Annotated in this window: 18 protein-coding genes; 12 read left to right on the plus strand and 6 right to left on the minus strand. The window is 42.9% G+C overall.

Going from position 1 to position 18,092, the window contains the following annotated elements:
• Positions 1-270: 270 nt before the first annotated feature.
• From rimJ to AC4IFO_RS05350, 4 genes are all read left to right on the plus strand, one after another.
• Positions 271-858, plus strand: a complete 588-nt coding sequence (gene rimJ, locus AC4IFO_RS05335) for a ribosomal protein S5-alanine N-acetyltransferase (RefSeq protein WP_490732440.1) — start codon at positions 271-273, stop codon at positions 856-858.
• A gap of 83 nt (positions 859-941) precedes the next feature.
• The gene (murJ, locus tag AC4IFO_RS05340; RefSeq protein ID WP_490732442.1) at positions 942-2,480 is read left to right on the plus strand and encodes a murein biosynthesis integral membrane protein MurJ; all 1,539 of its coding nucleotides are present in this window, start codon (positions 942-944) and stop codon (positions 2,478-2,480) included.
• Positions 2,481-2,813: 333 nt separating this feature from the next.
• Complete coding sequence (locus AC4IFO_RS05345) at positions 2,814-3,050, plus strand: hypothetical protein (RefSeq protein ID WP_206084153.1); 237 nt, start codon at positions 2,814-2,816, stop codon at positions 3,048-3,050.
• A 52-nt stretch (positions 3,051-3,102) separates the two neighbouring features.
• Positions 3,103-3,675, plus strand: coding sequence for a helix-turn-helix transcriptional regulator (locus AC4IFO_RS05350; protein WP_490732444.1), 573 nt, complete (start codon positions 3,103-3,105; stop codon positions 3,673-3,675).
• Between the two features lie 18 nt (positions 3,676-3,693).
• Here AC4IFO_RS05350 and argS read toward each other — a convergent pair whose 3' ends face one another.
• Positions 3,694-5,424: an arginine--tRNA ligase gene (gene argS / locus AC4IFO_RS05355; protein WP_490732446.1), complete on the minus strand. Its 1,731-nt coding sequence runs from the start codon at positions 5,422-5,424 to the stop codon at positions 3,694-3,696.
• Between the two features lie 166 nt (positions 5,425-5,590).
• On the opposite strand from argS, the gene AC4IFO_RS05360 reads away from it, so the two are divergent.
• The 5 genes from AC4IFO_RS05360 (at position 5,591) to AC4IFO_RS05380 (ending at position 11,242) form a co-directional block, all read left to right on the plus strand.
• The gene (locus tag AC4IFO_RS05360; protein ID WP_490732448.1) at positions 5,591-6,145 is read left to right on the plus strand and encodes a VOC family protein; all 555 of its coding nucleotides are present in this window, start codon (positions 5,591-5,593) and stop codon (positions 6,143-6,145) included.
• A 184-nt stretch (positions 6,146-6,329) separates the two neighbouring features.
• Positions 6,330-7,091: a copper homeostasis protein CutC gene (gene cutC / locus AC4IFO_RS05365; protein WP_490732449.1), complete on the plus strand. Its 762-nt coding sequence runs from the start codon at positions 6,330-6,332 to the stop codon at positions 7,089-7,091.
• Between the two features lie 321 nt (positions 7,092-7,412).
• The gene (locus tag AC4IFO_RS05370; protein ID WP_490732450.1) at positions 7,413-9,836 is read left to right on the plus strand and encodes a DMSO/selenate family reductase complex A subunit; all 2,424 of its coding nucleotides are present in this window, start codon (positions 7,413-7,415) and stop codon (positions 9,834-9,836) included.
• Between the two features lie 10 nt (positions 9,837-9,846).
• Positions 9,847-10,464, plus strand: a complete 618-nt coding sequence (locus AC4IFO_RS05375) for a DMSO/selenate family reductase complex B subunit (RefSeq protein WP_273803411.1) — start codon at positions 9,847-9,849, stop codon at positions 10,462-10,464.
• A 1-nt stretch (position 10,465) separates the two neighbouring features.
• Entirely contained in the window at positions 10,466-11,242 is a 777-nt protein-coding gene (locus tag AC4IFO_RS05380) for a dimethyl sulfoxide reductase anchor subunit family protein (protein ID WP_273803410.1), read from the plus strand.
• A gap of 52 nt (positions 11,243-11,294) precedes the next feature.
• On the opposite strand, the gene cmoB is transcribed toward AC4IFO_RS05380, so the two are convergent.
• From cmoB to AC4IFO_RS05405, 5 genes are all read right to left on the minus strand, one after another.
• Positions 11,295-12,266: a tRNA 5-methoxyuridine(34)/uridine 5-oxyacetic acid(34) synthase CmoB gene (gene cmoB, locus AC4IFO_RS05385; RefSeq protein ID WP_490732451.1), complete on the minus strand. Its 972-nt coding sequence runs from the start codon at positions 12,264-12,266 to the stop codon at positions 11,295-11,297.
• 2 nt (positions 12,267-12,268) lie between these two features.
• Positions 12,269-13,018, minus strand: coding sequence for a carboxy-S-adenosyl-L-methionine synthase CmoA (cmoA, locus tag AC4IFO_RS05390; RefSeq protein ID WP_490732453.1), 750 nt, complete (start codon positions 13,016-13,018; stop codon positions 12,269-12,271).
• 124 nt (positions 13,019-13,142) lie between these two features.
• Complete coding sequence (locus AC4IFO_RS05395) at positions 13,143-13,541, minus strand: MAPEG family protein (protein ID WP_490732455.1); 399 nt, start codon at positions 13,539-13,541, stop codon at positions 13,143-13,145.
• A gap of 149 nt (positions 13,542-13,690) precedes the next feature.
• Complete coding sequence (locus AC4IFO_RS05400; RefSeq protein ID WP_490732457.1) at positions 13,691-14,095, minus strand: NUDIX hydrolase; 405 nt, start codon at positions 14,093-14,095, stop codon at positions 13,691-13,693.
• 111 nt (positions 14,096-14,206) lie between these two features.
• Entirely contained in the window at positions 14,207-14,530 is a 324-nt protein-coding gene (locus AC4IFO_RS05405) for a DUF4377 domain-containing protein (protein WP_490732459.1), read from the minus strand.
• Positions 14,531-15,069: 539 nt separating this feature from the next.
• Between AC4IFO_RS05405 and aspS the strand changes: the two genes are divergently transcribed.
• The 3 genes from aspS to AC4IFO_RS05420 are packed head-to-tail and all read left to right on the plus strand — an operon-like array spanning position 15,070 to position 18,053.
• Complete coding sequence (gene aspS / locus AC4IFO_RS05410) at positions 15,070-16,839, plus strand: aspartate--tRNA ligase (RefSeq protein WP_490732461.1); 1,770 nt, start codon at positions 15,070-15,072, stop codon at positions 16,837-16,839.
• Positions 16,840-16,847: 8 nt separating this feature from the next.
• Positions 16,848-17,279 (plus strand): dihydroneopterin triphosphate diphosphatase, encoded by a 432-nt coding sequence (gene nudB, locus AC4IFO_RS05415; protein ID WP_490732463.1) that lies wholly within the window; start codon positions 16,848-16,850, stop codon positions 17,277-17,279.
• A 30-nt stretch (positions 17,280-17,309) separates the two neighbouring features.
• A complete protein-coding gene (locus tag AC4IFO_RS05420) occupies positions 17,310-18,053 on the plus strand; it encodes a YebC/PmpR family DNA-binding transcriptional regulator (protein ID WP_273827371.1) in 744 nt (247 codons plus the stop codon).
• Positions 18,054-18,092 lie beyond the last annotated feature (39 nt).

The following is an 18,092-nucleotide window of genomic DNA, read 5'->3' on the forward strand; positions in this document are numbered from 1 at the left end:
TATTTAAGTCGTCATATTTTGCACCGCAGCGTTGTTGGCGACACTTAGCTACCCTAATCACATACTTTTTGTATGCTTGTAGGGATAGCTGCACTGTAAACTATTTACGTTGTTGAATAACTGAAAATGAAAACAAGATAATTCATCTATCTAAATGGCTGATTTTAGATGCTCATCAATAATAGAGAGTGCTACACTTTACTGCCTAAGTTACGGGTTAACATGCACGGCTAGGATGCCTAGCTATCTTAAACTAATAAAGGGTTAACGATGTTTGGTTATCGCTCAAATGTACCCAAGGTACGCCTGCTCACTGATAGAATGATTATTCGTTTGACTTATGAGCGAGATAATTATCGCTTAGCTGACTATTACAGCTTGAATAAAGACTTTCTTATCCCTTGGGAACCAACTCGAGATAACTCCCATTATCAGCCCGCGGGGTGGCAAAATCGTTTGCAAGTGATGAACGAAATGCATCGCGAAGGCAGCGCTTATCATTTTCTTTTATTAGATAAAGAAGAAAACGAGGTGATGGGTGTGGCAAATTTCAGTAATGTCCTGCGTGGCTCATTCCATGCGTGTTATTTGGGGTATTCACTGGGCGAAAAATGGCAAGGTCAGGGCTTAATGTTTGAAGCGTTAACGCAAGCTACTCGCTATATGCAACAACATCAAAAAATGCACCGTATCATGGCGAACTATATGCCGCATAATATGCGTAGCGGTAATCTATTGACCAAACTCGGTTTTGAGCGTGAAGGTTACGCAAGGCAGTATCTGCAAATCAACGGTGAGTGGCGTGACCATGTATTGACGGCGCTAACGGATAATTCGTGGACAACCAACAAAGCGTAAACTCTTAATTTACTTTTCAATCGTAGTCAGTGGCAGCACGCGCTGTTAAACTGATACGATTGTTTACTTTTAGCCTATCAATCATGAATTTATTAAAATCGCTGGCGGCAGTAAGCTCAATGACCATGATGTCTCGGGTCCTTGGGTTTATTCGTGATGCCATCATTGCTCGGGTTTTTGGTGCTGGCGCGGCTGCCGATGCCTTTTTTGTGGCATTTAAACTGCCAAACTTGTTACGCCGAATTTTTGCCGAAGGGGCATTTTCTCAAGCGTTTGTCCCGATATTAGCCGAATATAAAAACCAACAAGGTGAAGAAGCCACTCGCACGTTTGTCGCTTATATTGCGGGAATGCTAACCCTCGCTTTAGCAATCGTGACCGTGCTGGGTATGATTGCAGCACCTTGGATTATCTATGTAACGGCTCCCGGGTTTACGGATGATGCGGATAAATTTGTCTTAACAACGGACCTTCTGCGAGTCACATTTCCCTATATTTTTCTGATCTCACTCGCTTCCCTTGCTGGGGCAATTCTCAATACGTGGAATCGCTTCTCAGTACCTGCGTTTGCACCCACATTACTGAATGTGAGTATGATCATTTTTGCCGCCTTTGCTGCGCCGTATTTTGATCCGCCAATTATGTCACTGGCGTGGGCGGTGTTAGTGGGTGGGGTGCTGCAATTGGTGTATCAGCTTCCTCATTTGAAGAAAATTGGTATGTTAGTGCTACCGCGCCTTTCGTTTCGCGATAGCGGTGTTTGGCGCGTAATGAAAATGATGGGGCCTGCGATTATCGGGGTGTCAGTCGCACAAATCTCATTAATTATTAACACGATATTTGCCTCATTTCTGCAATCAGGGTCTGTTTCGTGGATGTATTATGCGGACCGATTGATGGAGTTACCCTCTGGTGTGCTTGGCGTAGCATTGGGAACGATTTTACTGCCATCCCTCGCAAAAAGTTTTACGAGCGGAAACCAGAATGAATATCGTCAATTAATGGATTGGGGGCTGCGTCTTTGCCTATTATTAGCATTACCGTGTGCTCTTGGTTTGGCTATTTTATCGGAAGCGTTGACCGTCTCATTATTCCAGTACGGTAACTTTACGGCTCATGACTCCTTAATGACACAATATGCCTTGATAGCCTACTGCGTGGGTTTAACAGGCATGATTTTAGTGAAGATTTTAGCGCCAGGCTTCTATTCACGCCAAGATATCCGTACACCCGTTAAAATTGCGATTGTGACCTTAATTTTGACGCAATTAATGAACCTAGCCTTTATCGGCCCATTACAGCATGCCGGTTTGGCGTTATCTATTGGTTTGGCAGCGTGTTTTAACGCAGGCGTTCTGTATTGGCAATTACGTAAACAAGATATTTTTCAACCACTCGCGGGTTGGAAAGGCTTCCTATTTAAATTACTCATCGCGTTAGTGGTGATGGGAGCAGTGTTGTTTGGTTTGTTGCATTTTATGCCATCTTGGCAAGAGGGCAATATGCTGATGCGTATGCTGCGTTTAATTGGTGTGGTGATTGTTGGTGCAGGAAGCTATTTCGTTGCTTTATATGCGTTGGGCTTCCGACCACGTGATTTTATGAAAAGAAGCATCGCGTAACACGCGGAAAGTCCGTTAATTTAATGAAAGCCCATTAATTTGGGCTTTTTTGTCTCGATATTCTATCGTTTTACACCCCATTGTATTTTCTATCCATTTTCAATCTTTTCGTCTCTTTTAATAATTCCTCAATCAATAATGCCATAATTATTTTATGATATATCAAGTAATTGTTTTTGTTGATAAAAATTACAAACATTGTTGATTTTACGATATATTTAAGGTGCGCTTATTTATTTACCAATAAAGCGTAGGAGGCCACTAGAAATTGGCATAAATCGCACTGTTGACTAATGTCAACGTTTTTGGTTATAGTGTATTTATCGGAGGGCGATGAAAAAACATCCGAATAAGCATATTCAAGCAGCCATTGAATATGCGATCGCTAACGGCTGGTTTTGGGTGAGTGCAGGGAGTTCATCACATACATTTTGTAAATTACGATGTGGTAACGCTGTTGATGAGCACAAAACACATATGATGAGCGTTTGGTCAACACCAAGAGTGATGGAAAACCATGCCAAGCAGATCATCCGGAAAGTGGATCACTGTATTGCACTTTCGAAATAATTATAGCGGCTTAGGCCGCTTATTAGATGAAAAAACAGAATAAGGAGCTTTGATGGCGCAACACACATTCATATTAACACTTTCTGGGGTAACGGTAGATACTGCGGGTTTAGAAGATGCCTTATTTGCAGCAGGTTGTGATGATGCCTTGGTTTGCTACTATGGTAAGTCCGTTTATTTAGAGTTTGATAGAGAGGCGAGTTCACTGGATGCGGCTATAGAAGCGGCAATTGCTGATATTGAGAGCGCAGAAATCCCAATGCAAGTGGCGTCAGTAGATAGCACGTTGGTTGGTTTAAGTGATATTGCAGAGTTAGCAGGGTTAACACGCCAAGCTGTTGCATTATTAAAAGATGGAACGAGAGGCAAAGGCAATTTTCCAGCTCCAGTGCAACGTTTAAGTGGCAACTCACCTTTGTGGGATTGGGCTAGTGTGGCTAGGTGGTTAAAGGATAATAATCGTTTAGGGCATGACCCTGAACTTTGTGAAAAAGCAAAAACATTGTGCAAGTGGAACCTAGTCTTACAAAATTGTGCAAATGAAAACGTTGAAGAAATTCAGATTTTGACGCGAAAATTATTTGCACAGCGTAAAGAAAAACAGCCCACCGAGGCGAGCTGTTAATCAAATAACGACAAGTAATTACATTCTTTCGACAGTTTCAATACCTAGTGTATCTAGACCTGTTTTTAAGGTTTTTTGCGTTAAAGCGGCTAATTTTAAGCGGCTTTGGCGTACGGCTTCATCTTCTGTCGATAAAATTGGGCAATGTTCGTAGAAACCAGAGAATAAACCAGCCAGTTCGTACAGGTAAGCACACATAACGTGTGGCGTTCCGTCACGTGCAACAGTGAGAATGGTTTCTTCAAACTGCAATAAACGTGTTGCCAGCGCGATTTCTCGTGGGTCTTGCAGTGAGATTGGTAACGTGAGATCTGCTTGCGTTAAGTTGGCTTTTTTGAAGATTGATGCAACACGGGTATAGGCATATTGCATATAAGGCGCGGTGTTTCCTTCAAAGGCTAACATGTTATCCCAATCGAAAATGTAATCCGTGGTTCTGTTTTTTGATAGGTCTGCATATTTCACGGCACCGATACCAACGACATTTGCCACATTCTGTAACTCATCTTCTGGCATGTCAGGGTTTTTCTCGCGGATCAGTGCTTGCGCACGTTCAACAGCTTCATCTAATAAATCAGATAGGCGAACAGTGCCACCCGTACGGGTTTTAAATGGCTTGCCATCTTTGCCTAACATCATGCCAAACATGTGGTGCTCAAGTGCCATAGACTCAGGGATGTAACCCGCTTTACGGACAATGGTCCAAGCTTGCATTAAGTGTTGGTGCTGACGTGAATCGATATAATACAATGAGCGATCAGCATGAAGTGTTTCATAACGGTATTTCGCACAAGCGATGTCAGTCGTGGTGTATAAGAAGCCGCCGTCTTTTTTCTGGACAATCACGCCCATCGGCTCGCCTTCTTTATTTTTAAATTCATCAAGGAAAACGACCGTTGCACCTTCACTTTCAACGGCTAACCCTTTGGCTTTTAAATCCGCGACGATACCCGGTAACATGCTGTTATATAAGCTTTCACCCATAACATCATCTTCTGTTAGCGTCACGTTTAAGCGTTGATAAGTTTCTTGGTTCTGCTTCATCGTGATATCAACGAGCTTACGCCACATTGCACGGCAGTACTCATCACCAGATTGCAGTTTTACAACATAGCCACGTGCGCGAACTGCGAATTCTTCATCTTCATCATAGTGTTTTTTGGCTTCACGATAAAACTCTTCCAGATCAGCCAGTGCCATATCATTGGCATTTTCATTTTGCACTTTTTCAAGATAGGCAATCAACATGCCGAACTGGGTTCCCCAGTCGCCAACATGGTTAGCGCGGATCACTCGATGGCCGATAAACTCTTGAGTACGCGCTGCCGCGTCACCAATAATGGTTGAACGCAGGTGACCTACGTGCATCTGTTTGGCGACGTTAGGGGCGGAGTAGTCGATAACAATGGTTTCGGCTTTTACAGGTGCAAGGCCTAAACGTTGGGATGCTAGCGCTTCTTCAACGTGTTTTTCAATCCACGAAGGCTCAAGAAAGATATTAATAAAGCCAGGCCCGGCAATTTCGACTTTGCTGGCAATGCCGTCTAAATCTAAGTGAGTGAGGATCTGTTCAGCGAGTTGTCGTGGTGGCATCCCCAGTTTTTTAGCCGCGCCCATCACGCCATTGGCTTGATAATCACCAAACTGTGCTTTAGCGGATTGACGCACGAGCGCATCACTGTCAGCTGGAGCACCCGCTGCAAGCATTGCAGCACTAATTTTATCTGAAAGAATCGCCTGAATATTCACTGAATTACCTTAAATTACCAACATAGTTACCACATTGTGCCATCACATGCGAAGAACTAAAAGGTGGAAGAGAAAAATCGGCAGGTTTTATACCATATTTTGGGGGAGTCATGCTACAGTCAGCGCCATTGTTTAGCGGATTAGTAAATAAAAAGAGGTTTTTGTTGTGCTGCCATTTTGTGACGTTCCACAATTAAACGATTTATGGGAAGACTTACCTAAATTTGCCGACCAATTAAAATCAATGGCGCGAGTGCTTGATATATCATTAACAGATTACGTTATTGACCACATTTCAATGCGTTGCCATCACCTTGAAACTGCTTTGCGTTGGCATGAGGGTTTACAGCAATGCAGTCAGCTTATTTCCGATAACATCATCAATGGCAGGCCAATTCGCTTGTATGAGCTTGACGAACCTTTGCAAATTGCGGGGCAAGACGTGTTTATTATCGAGTTACCGTTTCCTAAAGATAAAAAATACCCACAAGAAAGCTGGGAACATATTGAAATGGTGATTGATGTACCACCGACTGAACTGGAGAAAACTGCGCGAGCCTTGTTATCTAAGGTGTTACCTGCAGGGATTAGCATAAAAGTGAGTCAACCCAAAGGTCAGCAAGAACGGTTGCCTAATCCAACATTGGCAGTATCAAATGGCAATATAACCGTTAAATACCATCCATTTTCGCTAAAAAAGATAATTGAAAGTGAAAAATAAGTGATGCAATTAACGTTATTGATCAATAATGCCAGTGTTTTTTTCGGGGTGTGATATCCATCCGATAACATTTTTTAATAAATGGCATTATTCGAAACGGAATCAACAATACATATTCTGCCCCTAACTATTTGTATTAGGGAAATTTAAAGCATGGGCTTTATTACCACAGTTGGAGGTAATCATGGCAAAACTGGAAATTTGCTGTTTCGGAATTGAATGTGCTCAAGTAGCGCAAGAATACGGGGCTGACCGTATCGAATTATGCTCTGGTGCCGCAGATGGCGGTTTAACACCAAGCTACGGCTATCTGAAATTAGCAAGGGAAAAACTCCACATTCCAGTTCATCCTATTATTCGTCCTCGTGGTGGTGATTTTTGCTATAACGTCAGTGAGTTTGACGTTATTCGTGAAGATTTAATCATGATTAAGGAAATGGGGTTTCCGGGGGCTGTCATCGGTATTCTTGATAGCGAAGGGCGCATTGATATTAACCGCATGCATGGGTTGATGGAAATCGCCAAAGGAATGAATATTACTTTCCATCGTGCGTTTGATATGTGCATTAATCCACTCCTCGCCTTAGAGCAATTAAATGAATTGGGCGTAGCACGAATTCTCACGTCAGGCCAACAGCAAAATGCTGAATTAGGCTTGCCATTATTAAAAGAATTGCACGAAAAAAGCCAAGAAATCAATGGCCCGAAAATCATGGCGGGAGCTGGGGTTCGTTTAGCCAATTTAAGCAAGTTTATGGAGATTGGACTCGCAGAGGTGCATAGCTCAGCGGGCAAAACGGTTCCTTCAACCATGAACTACCGCAAAGTCGGCGTGACGATGGCATCTAACAGTGAAACGGATGAGTTCACACATTATTGCGTTGATGGGCCAACAGTCGAAGCCATGAAAGACTTTATTTCTATCACGGAAAAAGTGTTGGTTTAGTGCACCATCAGAACATAAAGGAGAAACCTGTTTTAGGTTTCTCTTTCTTTTATTTAATCCAACTTGGTTCGGTCATAAATAAAAGTAGTAACATTATAATTTCTATAAATATTCTCTATTCGTCATCTTCCCTGCAATAGTCAATTATGCGCTAAAATCAAACAAAACATATGGATTATTTGGTTTACGTAGACAACATATTCACAAACTCGCCTTGGTTGATGCACATCAATTAACCACATGAAATACATGCCTACTATCTAATTATTATAAAAATATATTTTTTAGTTAATTTAATAATAATTAGAAGGTAGCAATGTAATGATTAATCACTTTGGAAAGAAAACGTTAAGCAGGAGGCGATTTATTCAAGCCTCAGCTTCGGTCGCAACAGCAACCGCTGTTGCAGGTTCTATCTCATTACCCTTCACGGCACAAGCCGTTCCAATCACGAAAATTCAGCCAGATGAAGTGAATGAAAAAATCAAATATAGCGCTTGTTTAGTGAACTGTGGCAGTCGGTGCCCACTAAAAGTGCATGTCAAAGACGATGTTATCACGCGCATCTCTAATGAAACGATGTATGACGACAGCCAATTTGGCTTACATCAGATACGCCCGTGCTTAAGGGGGCGTTCGGTACGTTGGAAAACGTATAACCCAGACAGAATAAAGTACCCGATGATACGTGTCGGTAAGCGTGGAGAGGGCAAATTCAAACGCATTACTTGGGATGAAGCGACGACTATCGTTGCTGAAAAACTAAAAGAAACAATAAATAAATATGGTAATGAAGCGATTTATTACCAGTATGGTTCAGGCTCGACAGGGGCAAACTTACAAGGGCGAAATGCCTGTAAACGCCTTTTAAATCAATTAGGTGGCTTTCTTGATCAACATGGAACGTACTCAACGGCGCAGATAAACGGGGTGATCCCGTATGTATATGGCAAACTGGATGATTCCTTGCTCTCTGAAATTGCCAATAGCGATTTGGTCGTTATGTTTGGGCACAACATTGCGGAAACACGGATGTCAGGGGGCGGGCAATTTTATGAAACCTTGCAAGCGTTAGAAAAAAGTAAAGCCAAGGTGATTATTATCGACCCTCGTCGAACCGACAGTGTAACAACGTTAGGGGCGGAGTGGATACCCATTTACCCCGGCACGGATGGTGCGCTAGTCGCTGCCATTATCCATACTTTAATTAAAGAAGAATTAACGGACGAAGCCTTCCTTGCTCAATATTGTGTTGGCTGGGATAGCAAAACATTACCCGACTCAGCCCCTGAAAATGCGTCCTATAAAGATTACATTTTAGGGTTTGGTGACGATGGAATCGAAAAAACGCCGGAATGGGCGAGTAAAATTACTGGGATATCACCAACCCGTATCATACAACTGGCGCGTGAGTTAGGGACGGCTAAAGCAGCTTGGATTTCACAAGGGTGGGGTTTGCAAAGAACTGCGTCAGGGGAGCAAGCTGCACGGGCGGTGATGATGTTGCCTATCGTGACGGGGAATATTGGTCGAGCAGGGACGAATGCGGGAGGATGGGGTGGTAACGTCGCTTACCCAGTTCCCGGATTTGCAATACCAAACCCAGTGAAAACCAAAATTCCGTGCTTTATGTGGACTGACGCTATTGTGCGTGGAACCGAAATGACGGCGGAAAACGCCACATTGCTAGGGAAAGAAAAACTTGACACTAACGTGAAATTTCTTTGGCATTACGCCAGTAATGTGACGGGAAATCAGCACTCAGATCTAAATAAAACCCATAAAATTTTGGCTGATGAATCTCTTTGTGAATTTATTCTTGTGTGGGATATCCACATGACGCCATCCACAAACTATGCGGATTTAATTTTACCGGATGTGAGCAGTGTTGAATCAAATGATTTAATTAATAACTCCTATGCCAGTGGGGCATATCATTATGCTATACGCTTGCAAAATGCCATTACACCGCTGTGGGAATGCCGCCAATCTTACGATGTATTAGCTGATATTGCTGAAAAACTGGGAATTAAAGACCAGTTTACAGAAGGGCGAACGCATGAGCAGTGGATAGAGCATTGTTATAATCAAATGCGAGAAAAAAATCCGCAGTTACCGACATTTGAAGAAACAAATGACATGGGGATTGTCGATAGAAAACTGGCGAATAGTGCAGATTATATTGCCTTGAAGTCTTTTAGAGATGCACCAACGGAAAATCCACTACCAACACCGTCAGGGAAAATTGAAATCTACTCTGCGCGATTGGCGAAAATTGCCCACGAGTGGGAATACCCAGATGACCAGCGTATTCCAGCCGTACCAGAATATTGTGTGAATACCGAAGGGGTTGAAAACACACAGGCAAGGGAAAAATATCCGCTACAAATGACGGGGTTTCACGATAAAGGCCATGCTCACTCATCCTACTTTAATGTTGCCGTATTGCGTGAGGCAGTACCCCATCAATATTGGATAAACCCAATCGATGCAGCGACCCGTGGCATTCAAGATGGAAATATTACTGAAATTTTTAATGACAGAGGGCGTATCAAAATAAAGGCGAGGGTGACCGCGCGAGTCTTACCGGGCGTGATTGCCGTACCGCAAGGGGCATGGCGTGAGCTCGATAGCGAAGGGGTTGATATTGGCGGTTGTATTAACACGTTAACAACTCAGCAGCCTTCAGCTTTAGTGAAAGGCAATCCTCAACATACTAATCTCGTTGATGTGAAACGTGCATAAGGAGTGGCAAATGAAACAGTATGGTTTTTATTTTGACTCGACCAAATGCACGGGATGTAAAACCTGTCAGGTGAGCTGTAAAGACGAAAAGGATTTAGACCTTGGCCCTAAGTTTCGCCGCATTTATGAATTTGGTGGAGGGAGTTGGCAGCAACAAGACGGTATTTGGCAACAAAATGTGTATAGCTATTATTTGTCAATCTCATGCAATCACTGCTCAAACCCAACGTGCGTCGAGGGGTGCCCAACGGGTGCGATGCATAAAAGAGAGCAAGATGGTTTAGTGGTTGTCGATCAAACCATTTGTGTTGGCTGTCGTTATTGCGAATTACGTTGCCCTTACGGTGCACCGCAATACGATGAAAAGAAAAAGCTGATGAGCAAATGTGATGGCTGTTATGAAAGAGTTGAAAAAGGCATGAAGCCTGTGTGTGTCGAGTCGTGCCCGCAACGTGCGTTAGATTTTGATGATATTAACGTGTTACGAGAACGCCATGGCCAAATCAGTGGAATTGCCCCAATGCCAGACCCAAGTTTAACAAATCCCAATATTGTCATTAAGCCACATAAAGATGCTAAGCCATCGGGTGATAAAAGCGGCACACTACAAAACCCTGCGGAGGTCTAACATGCACGAGCTTCCTCTTGTCTTTTTTACGGTGTTTGGTCAATCCGCAGCGGGGCTTTACCTGTTTGCCTATTTAAGCAAACGAATCGGTTGGTCAAGTAGTGAACAACTGCGTAGCGCTAACATGCTGGCCTTTGTGTTGATGCTTATTGCATTAATTATTGGTAGTTTGCATGTGGGGCAACCGCTACGTTTCTTTAATATGTTGTTAGGTGTAGGGCGTTCACCAATGAGTAACGAAGCCCTATTAAGCGGGATTTTTGTTGCCTTTGGTGCGGGCATTGTCTTTTTTACGTTGTTTGTCAAAAATGCGATGCTGCGCGAAGTGTGTAATGTGGGCGCAATTATTTTTGGACTCGCATTCACTTGGTCAATACCGCAAGTCTATAACATTGAAACAGTTGCTAATTGGTATACGGTTTTCACCACGCTGCAAATGTGGATGACATTGTTTGTTGGCGGTGGGGCACTGGCGATTTTAATGGGGGCACAGCGGCTCGGTTCGATGGCTTTCCTACTTGGGGCAGTGATTATTTTCGCTACAAGGGCTGCCTATATCTCATTTCTCGGTGAAACAGGGCCTGTACTCAGTGGTGAACAAGCGGGTTTTTGGGCATTCCAGTTAGTGGTTATTGCGGTGATGCTTTTTGTTTATCCTGCGCTGCTATACCGAGGTCGAAATGCAGTTTTCGTTCTGGGGATTTGTGCATTAGCGGTGATCGTTGCCGAATTATCTGGGCGAGTTGCATTTTACAACTTATGGCAGATAACAATGTAGTGATAGGGTGATTAAATGTGCCTATGGGCTAGACCGATAGGCACATTATTTGTTACGGCTTACGTGCGACTAAAATTGCACGTAACGGAGCAGGATAGCCTTCAATGGTCTTGGTTTGATCGTTCGGGTCTAAAAATTCGGCGAGTGAGTCCGTCTTCATCCACTGCGTTCGGCGCTGTTCGTCTAACGAGGTCACCGCTTGGTCAACAATACGTACATCCACAAAACCGCATTTTTCTAACCATACTTTGAGCATTTTAGCAGAAGGAATAAAATAGACGTTACGCATTTGGGCGTAGCGGTCACCTGGGATAAGGCATTGAAATTCATCACCCTCAACCACTAAACTTTCAAGCACTAATTCACCTTCACTCACTAACTGGTTTTTCAATTGCCATAAGTGATCAAGTGGGGAACGACGGTGATACAGAACTCCCATGGAGAATACGGTATCAAAGGCTTTTAACTCAGGAAGTTGTTCAATACCAAGGGGTAACAAATGTGCCCGTTGGTCATCCCCCAATAACTTTCTAACAGCTTCAAATTGGCATAAAAAAAGCTCTGTAGGGTCAATGCCGACAACAAATTTGGCTTCTTGCCCTAACATACGCCACATATGGTAGCCACTACCACAGCCAACATCTAACACATATCGGTCTTTGAGTGATGAAATATGGGGCAAAACGCGATCCCATTTCCAATCGGAACGCCATTCGGTATCAATATTGACGCCATAAAGGGAAAACGGGCCTTTACGCCATGGCATTAATTGCTCAAGGATATTATTCAAACGGCGTGTTTCGCCAGAGGTAAGCTCAGGCTCGCGAGTTGCGGTCACACTGTTCACTAAGTCCAGCTGAGTTGGGTGCATGATAGGCAAATTATCGAGCATTTTTTCCCACGAGGAAAAACCACCGTGTAAACCTTGTTTTTTCCACTCAGTTAACTGCGCAGGTAATGTTTCTAACCAATGGCTTAATGGGCCAACGGCAATTTGTTGGTAGAAACGACCGAAATCAATCATTTTTAAGCCTCTTTAAGCGCTAACAGTGAGCCGAAATTAAAACATTGGAACCACACTTCGCAGTGGCTAAACCCAACCTGTTTAAGACGTGCTTTGTGTGTTTCAACGGAGTCAGTCAACATGACGTTTTCTAACATGCTGCGTTTTTGGCTGATTTCGAGCTCGCTATAGCCATTCGCACGTTTGAAATCATGGTGCATATTGAACAGTAACTCGCCGATTTCGTTATCTTCAAAATTAAACTTTTCAGAAAGCACCAAAATACCGCCGGGTTGTAACCCTTGATAAATTTTTTCGAGTAATAACAGACGGTCATTTGGGTTGAGGAATTGCAAAGTAAAATTGAGTACAACCATTGATGCATTTTTAATTTTCACATCACGAATATCCCCTTCGATGACCTCAACAGGGGTTTCTGCACGATAGGCATCAATATGACGGCGGCATCGCTCCACCATTGCAGGGGAGTTATCAATAGCAATTATTTTGCTATTTTCAACGGCAATATTGCGCCGAATAGAAAGCGTTGCAGCACCTAATGAGCAGCCCAAATCATAGACGTGGCTGTTTGGTTTTACAAAACGGCCAGCAAGCATGCCAATCATGGTAATAATATTGGAATAACCCGGCACAGAGCGCTGGATCATATCGGGGAAAACTTCGGCGACTTTTTCATCAAATTGCCAATCACCAAGGTTAGCAATCGGCGCGGAAAAAAGACTGTCTTTGTGGTTAGGATCCTGACTTGACATAAGTTCTGTATTAATAAGCAAACAAAAGTAGTGGGGGATTGTACCAGAAAGGCGGCGTAGTGAAAATCAATCCATTAAGAATGAAATAATGAGGCGGCACATTAGGTTGTGCCGTAGAAAACCGCTAAAGATTGAATGACACGATTTGCAGCCACGGTAGGTAATAAGTATTGGCGATAACCATTAATGCCATCGAAAGGTAAGTGGCAACCATACCTGAGCGACGATAAGAATAATCATGGTTTTTTAAACCATAAGAGTGAAGTAGTCGACCTGCAATCAAAATTAAACCACAAAGATGGATCATCCAAACTTGTGCACCGTTCATCTCCATTAAAAGCAGTAAAATAAGGGAAATAGGAATATATTCAATGGCGTTACCATGAACACGGATTGCGGTTTGCAGTTCATAAAAACCACCATCACCATAGGCTATACGGTACTGGCTACGCAGCTTCACAACATTTAAAGATAATCTAAGTAGCAGTAAGGCACCCAGTACAGCGTACAAAGAGCTGACCATTTTTTACTCCACCATAAAACGAATCAAATTATGAAAACACCTAAAAATATAAGTTATAGTAATGGGTATTAACGATATTTTCTAAATTGTAAATCCTAAAATGCCGTTCGACAAATGAATTCACAACTTTTTTGGGTAATCACGTAGGGTTATTTGACCAAACCATCTTGTTTTAATTGGGATAGAACAGCGGCGGCGGTTGTGGAGCATTGAGGCAAATCTTCACTGGTAAACCACGCTAATTCAGCAATCTCAGCCGCGGGCTGTGGTTTTCCTTGGTAATCAGCAAAGTAACAACGTATACACACTTGTGTCCCGTCTTGTTTTCCATCCGCAAGGCCCAAAAATTCACCGTAAAAACGAACTGTTTCGGTGTCTAATTGTAATGTTAATTCTTCTTCAATCTCGCGGCATAAAGCTTGCTCATCACTTTCACCTTGCTCGCGTTTCCCCCCAGGGATGTAAAACAAGCTTTTATTGTGAGAGCGCACCATGGCAACTTTATTTTCAGACAAAGCAATTAACCCAAGCTTATCAATAATTTTAGCACTCATGATTTTACCACTCTTGTTATTAACGATGGTTATTTGAATCAATCTGGTTGAAATGAAATAAAGCCATTAAGCAGGTAATAGACCTACCTAATGGCTATCAAGAATTAAAATTTATTTCTTTTCAACAATTTTTACAAGTTCATAGCGGATGCTAGGTGCATCAGCCGGTGGGTTTGGTACATCAAATTGTTTAACTTGTAAGATATAAGAGAAGCCAGGTTGATATTCAAAACCTTGAATAGAGTTGTAAAATAACTGCCAGTCATCATTCGGATTTTCTTTGACTTTCATACATTTCATCGGGGCAACACCCATACAGTCTGCGAGTGTAGAATCAACATAAAATGTTTTATTGTTATCAATATCTGCGGTTTTCGCGGTTTGGCATCCAACCAATAACATCAGCATAGATGAAGCAAGTAACAGTTTTTTCATGTGCAATCCTTAAGCGGCAGACGATGATTAATTAGGTTTATTACCTAGTTGAAGGGATTATAGCAAACAGGAAAAGGTAACAATTCCTAAATCGACCTAATTATCGAAATGAATAAGTTTTTTTATGTGATAAAAAGACGTTTGGTAGAATAAAAAGGGGACAAAGACTTTATGGGAAGGGTTCGTGTGCTTTTTGTACAGTAGTCAGTAAATAGAGAAATAAACCTTTACCACAATATATACATGGCGACTTTAGTCCCTTAAAATCAACTTAACCATGTTCTTCATTTATCCCTGTCAAGGGTTGATAATTTAATTGGAATTGATTAACCATCGTAAAATTGATGAAAATATGATTAAAAACAAAATGGTTTAGGCGATAAGCGGTATTCGCAACTATTTGTCTAACAGAATTTCCTGTATAATGTCTGCCTTTTTGACATTCTGAATTTTCAGCCCGTGTTTCGCCAATAGGGTTCAGCAAAATGCCAAAATCCCGCAGCAAGCAAAAGCACAACAGCTGAGTAAAAGGATATTGTATGCGTACTAATTATTGTGGGCAGTTAAACATCGCTCACGAAGGCCAACAGGTCACTCTTTGTGGATGGGTAAACCGCCGTCGCGACTTAGGTGGTTTGATTTTTATCGATATGCGTGACCGTGAAGGCATCGTTCAAGTTTTCTTCGATCCGGATCGTAAAGACATATTTGAAAAAGCGTCAGAGCTGCGTAATGAGTTCTGTATCCAAATCACAGGGACAGTACGCGCGCGTCCAGATAGCCAGAAAAATAAAGATATGGCGACTGGGGAAATTGAAATTTTTGCGCAAGAGCTTCACGTATTTAATAAATCAGAACCGTTGCCGCTCGATAGCAACCAAACGAATACTGAAGAACGTCGCTTAAAATACCGTTATTTAGATTTACGTCGCCCAGAGATGTCTGAGCGCTTACGTACTCGTGCGAAAATCACCAGCTTTGTTCGTAATTTTATGGACACAGAAGGTTTCGTTGACGTTGAAACGCCAATGTTAACCAAAGCAACCCCTGAAGGTGCTCGTGACTATTTAGTCCCAAGCCGTGTTCACAAAGGTAAATTTTACGCGCTGCCACAATCTCCACAACTGTTCAAACAGTTACTGATGATGTCTGGCTTTGACCGCTATTATCAAATCGTAAAATGCTTCCGTGATGAAGACTTACGTGCTGACCGTCAACCTGAATTTACCCAAATCGACGTTGAAACCTCATTTATGACCGCAGAGCAAGTGCGCGAAATCATGGAACGCATGATCCGCAACTTATGGTTAGATGTGAAAAACGTTGACTTAGGCGACTTCCCAATTATGACGTTCGCAGAAGCCATGCGCCGTTATGGTTCAGATAAACCAGACCTTCGTAACCCAATGGAGCTGGTGGATGTTGCTGATATCGTTAAAGATGTCGAGTTTGCAGTATTCTCTGGCCCTGCGAATGACCCGAAAGGCCGTATTGCTGCATTAAAAGTGCCGGGCGGCGCAGCAATGACCCGTAAACAAATTGACGATTATGGCCAATTTGTGGGTATTTATGGTGCGAAAGGCTTGGCTTGGATGAAAGTCAACGAGCGAGCTAAAGGCTTAGAAGGTATTCAAAGCCCAGTGGCGAAATTCCTCAATGAAGAGGTAATTAACCAACTGTTAGACCGTACTGGTGCAGCAGATGGCGATATCATTCTATTCGGTGCGGGTGCGAAAAATGTCGTTACCGACTCTATGGGCGCACTGCGCTTGAAAGTGGGTCGTGATTTCGAGCTGACAAACTTAAACAGCTGGCAGCCTCTGTGGGTTATCGACTTCCCAATGTTTGAAGAAGATGGGGAAGGCGGCTTAACAGCGATGCACCACCCATTCACATCACCGAAAGATTTCTCACCAGAAGAGCTGGCGGCAAAACCTGAAGATGCAGTTGCCAACGCTTACGATATGGTGATCAACGGTTATGAAGTGGGTGGCGGTTCAGTGCGTATTCACCGCAATGAAATGCAGCAAACCGTGTTTAGCATTTTAGGCATTAATGAGGAAGACCAACGTGAGAAATTTGGCTTCTTATTAGATGCACTGAAATACGGTACACCACCACACGCAGGTTTAGCATTTGGCCTTGACCGTTTAGTGATGTTGTTAACTGGAACGGATAACATCCGTGATGTTATTGCCTTCCCGAAAACAACGGCTGCGGCATGTTTAATGACCAATGCGCCAAGCCATGCAAACCCAGATTCACTGACTGAGCTGGCGATTGCTGTTGTGGCGAAAGACGAAGAGTAAGACGGCGAATGACTGCATTTAAGCGCCCTGAATCGGTATTAGTCATCATTGTGGCTGAAACAAGCGGTCGGGTGCTAATGCTACGGCGTAAAGATGACCCAGACTTTTGGCAGTCCGTGACCGGAAGTCTGGAATCTAACGAAAAGCCGTATGAAACAGCGTGTCGTGAAATCAAAGAAGAGACAGGTTTTGACGTCGAACAAAACGGCTTACAAGACTTGTCCCATAACATCATCTTTGAAATTTTCCCGCATTTCAGGCATCGTTATGCACCTGATGTAACACATTGCAAAGAGCACTGGTTTAAATTGGTGCTTGATGAAGAACACATGCCATTACTGGCTGAACATACTGAATTTCGTTGGTTAAGCCCAAATGAAGCGGCGAAACTCACTAAATCATGGAGTAACAGTCAGGCTATTTTAGAATTTGCTAATTAATTATTGTATTGACGTTTTTGGAGATATTTCATGGCAGGTCATAGTAAATGGGCCAATACCAAACACCGTAAAGCAGCCCAAGATTCTAAGCGCGGTAAGATTTTCACAAAAATTATTCGTGAGCTCGTCACCGCTGCACGTTTAGGTGGTGGTGATACCGGCACTAACCCACGTTTACGTGCCGCAGTGGATAAAGCATTATCAAATAACATGACTCGTGACACCTTAAACCGTGCAATTGCACGCGGTGTGGGTAATGATGAAAATGATAATATGGAAACCATCATTTATGAAGGTTATGGCCCTGGCGGTACCGCTGTTATGGTTGAGTGCTTAAGTGACAACCGTAACCGTACCGTATCTGAAGTTCGCCATGCGTTCACAAAAACAGGTGGTAACTTAGGCACTGATGGTTCCGTCTCTTATTTATTTACCAAACGTGGTGTGATTACGTATGCACCGGGTGTGGACGAAGACGCATTGATGGAAGCTGCGCTTGAAGCGGGTGCAGATGACGTTGAAACTTATGACGATGGTGCTATCGATGTTTACACCACGTTTGAGACGTTTGGTATCGTTAAAGATGCGTTAGATGCAGCAGGTTTTACCAGCGAAGCGGCTGAAGTTTCGATGATCCCATCGATTACCGCAGAACTCGATGCAGAGACAGCGCCAAAATTAATGCGCCTTATCGACATGTTAGAGGACTCTGACGACGTTCAAGAAGTTTACCATAACGGTGATATTTCTGACGAAGTTGCAGCGACACTGTAATCAGTGGCGTACTATTTTACATCTGTAATCTAGTCCCTC

Source organism: Providencia sp. UF-224 (assembly GCF_058245955.1).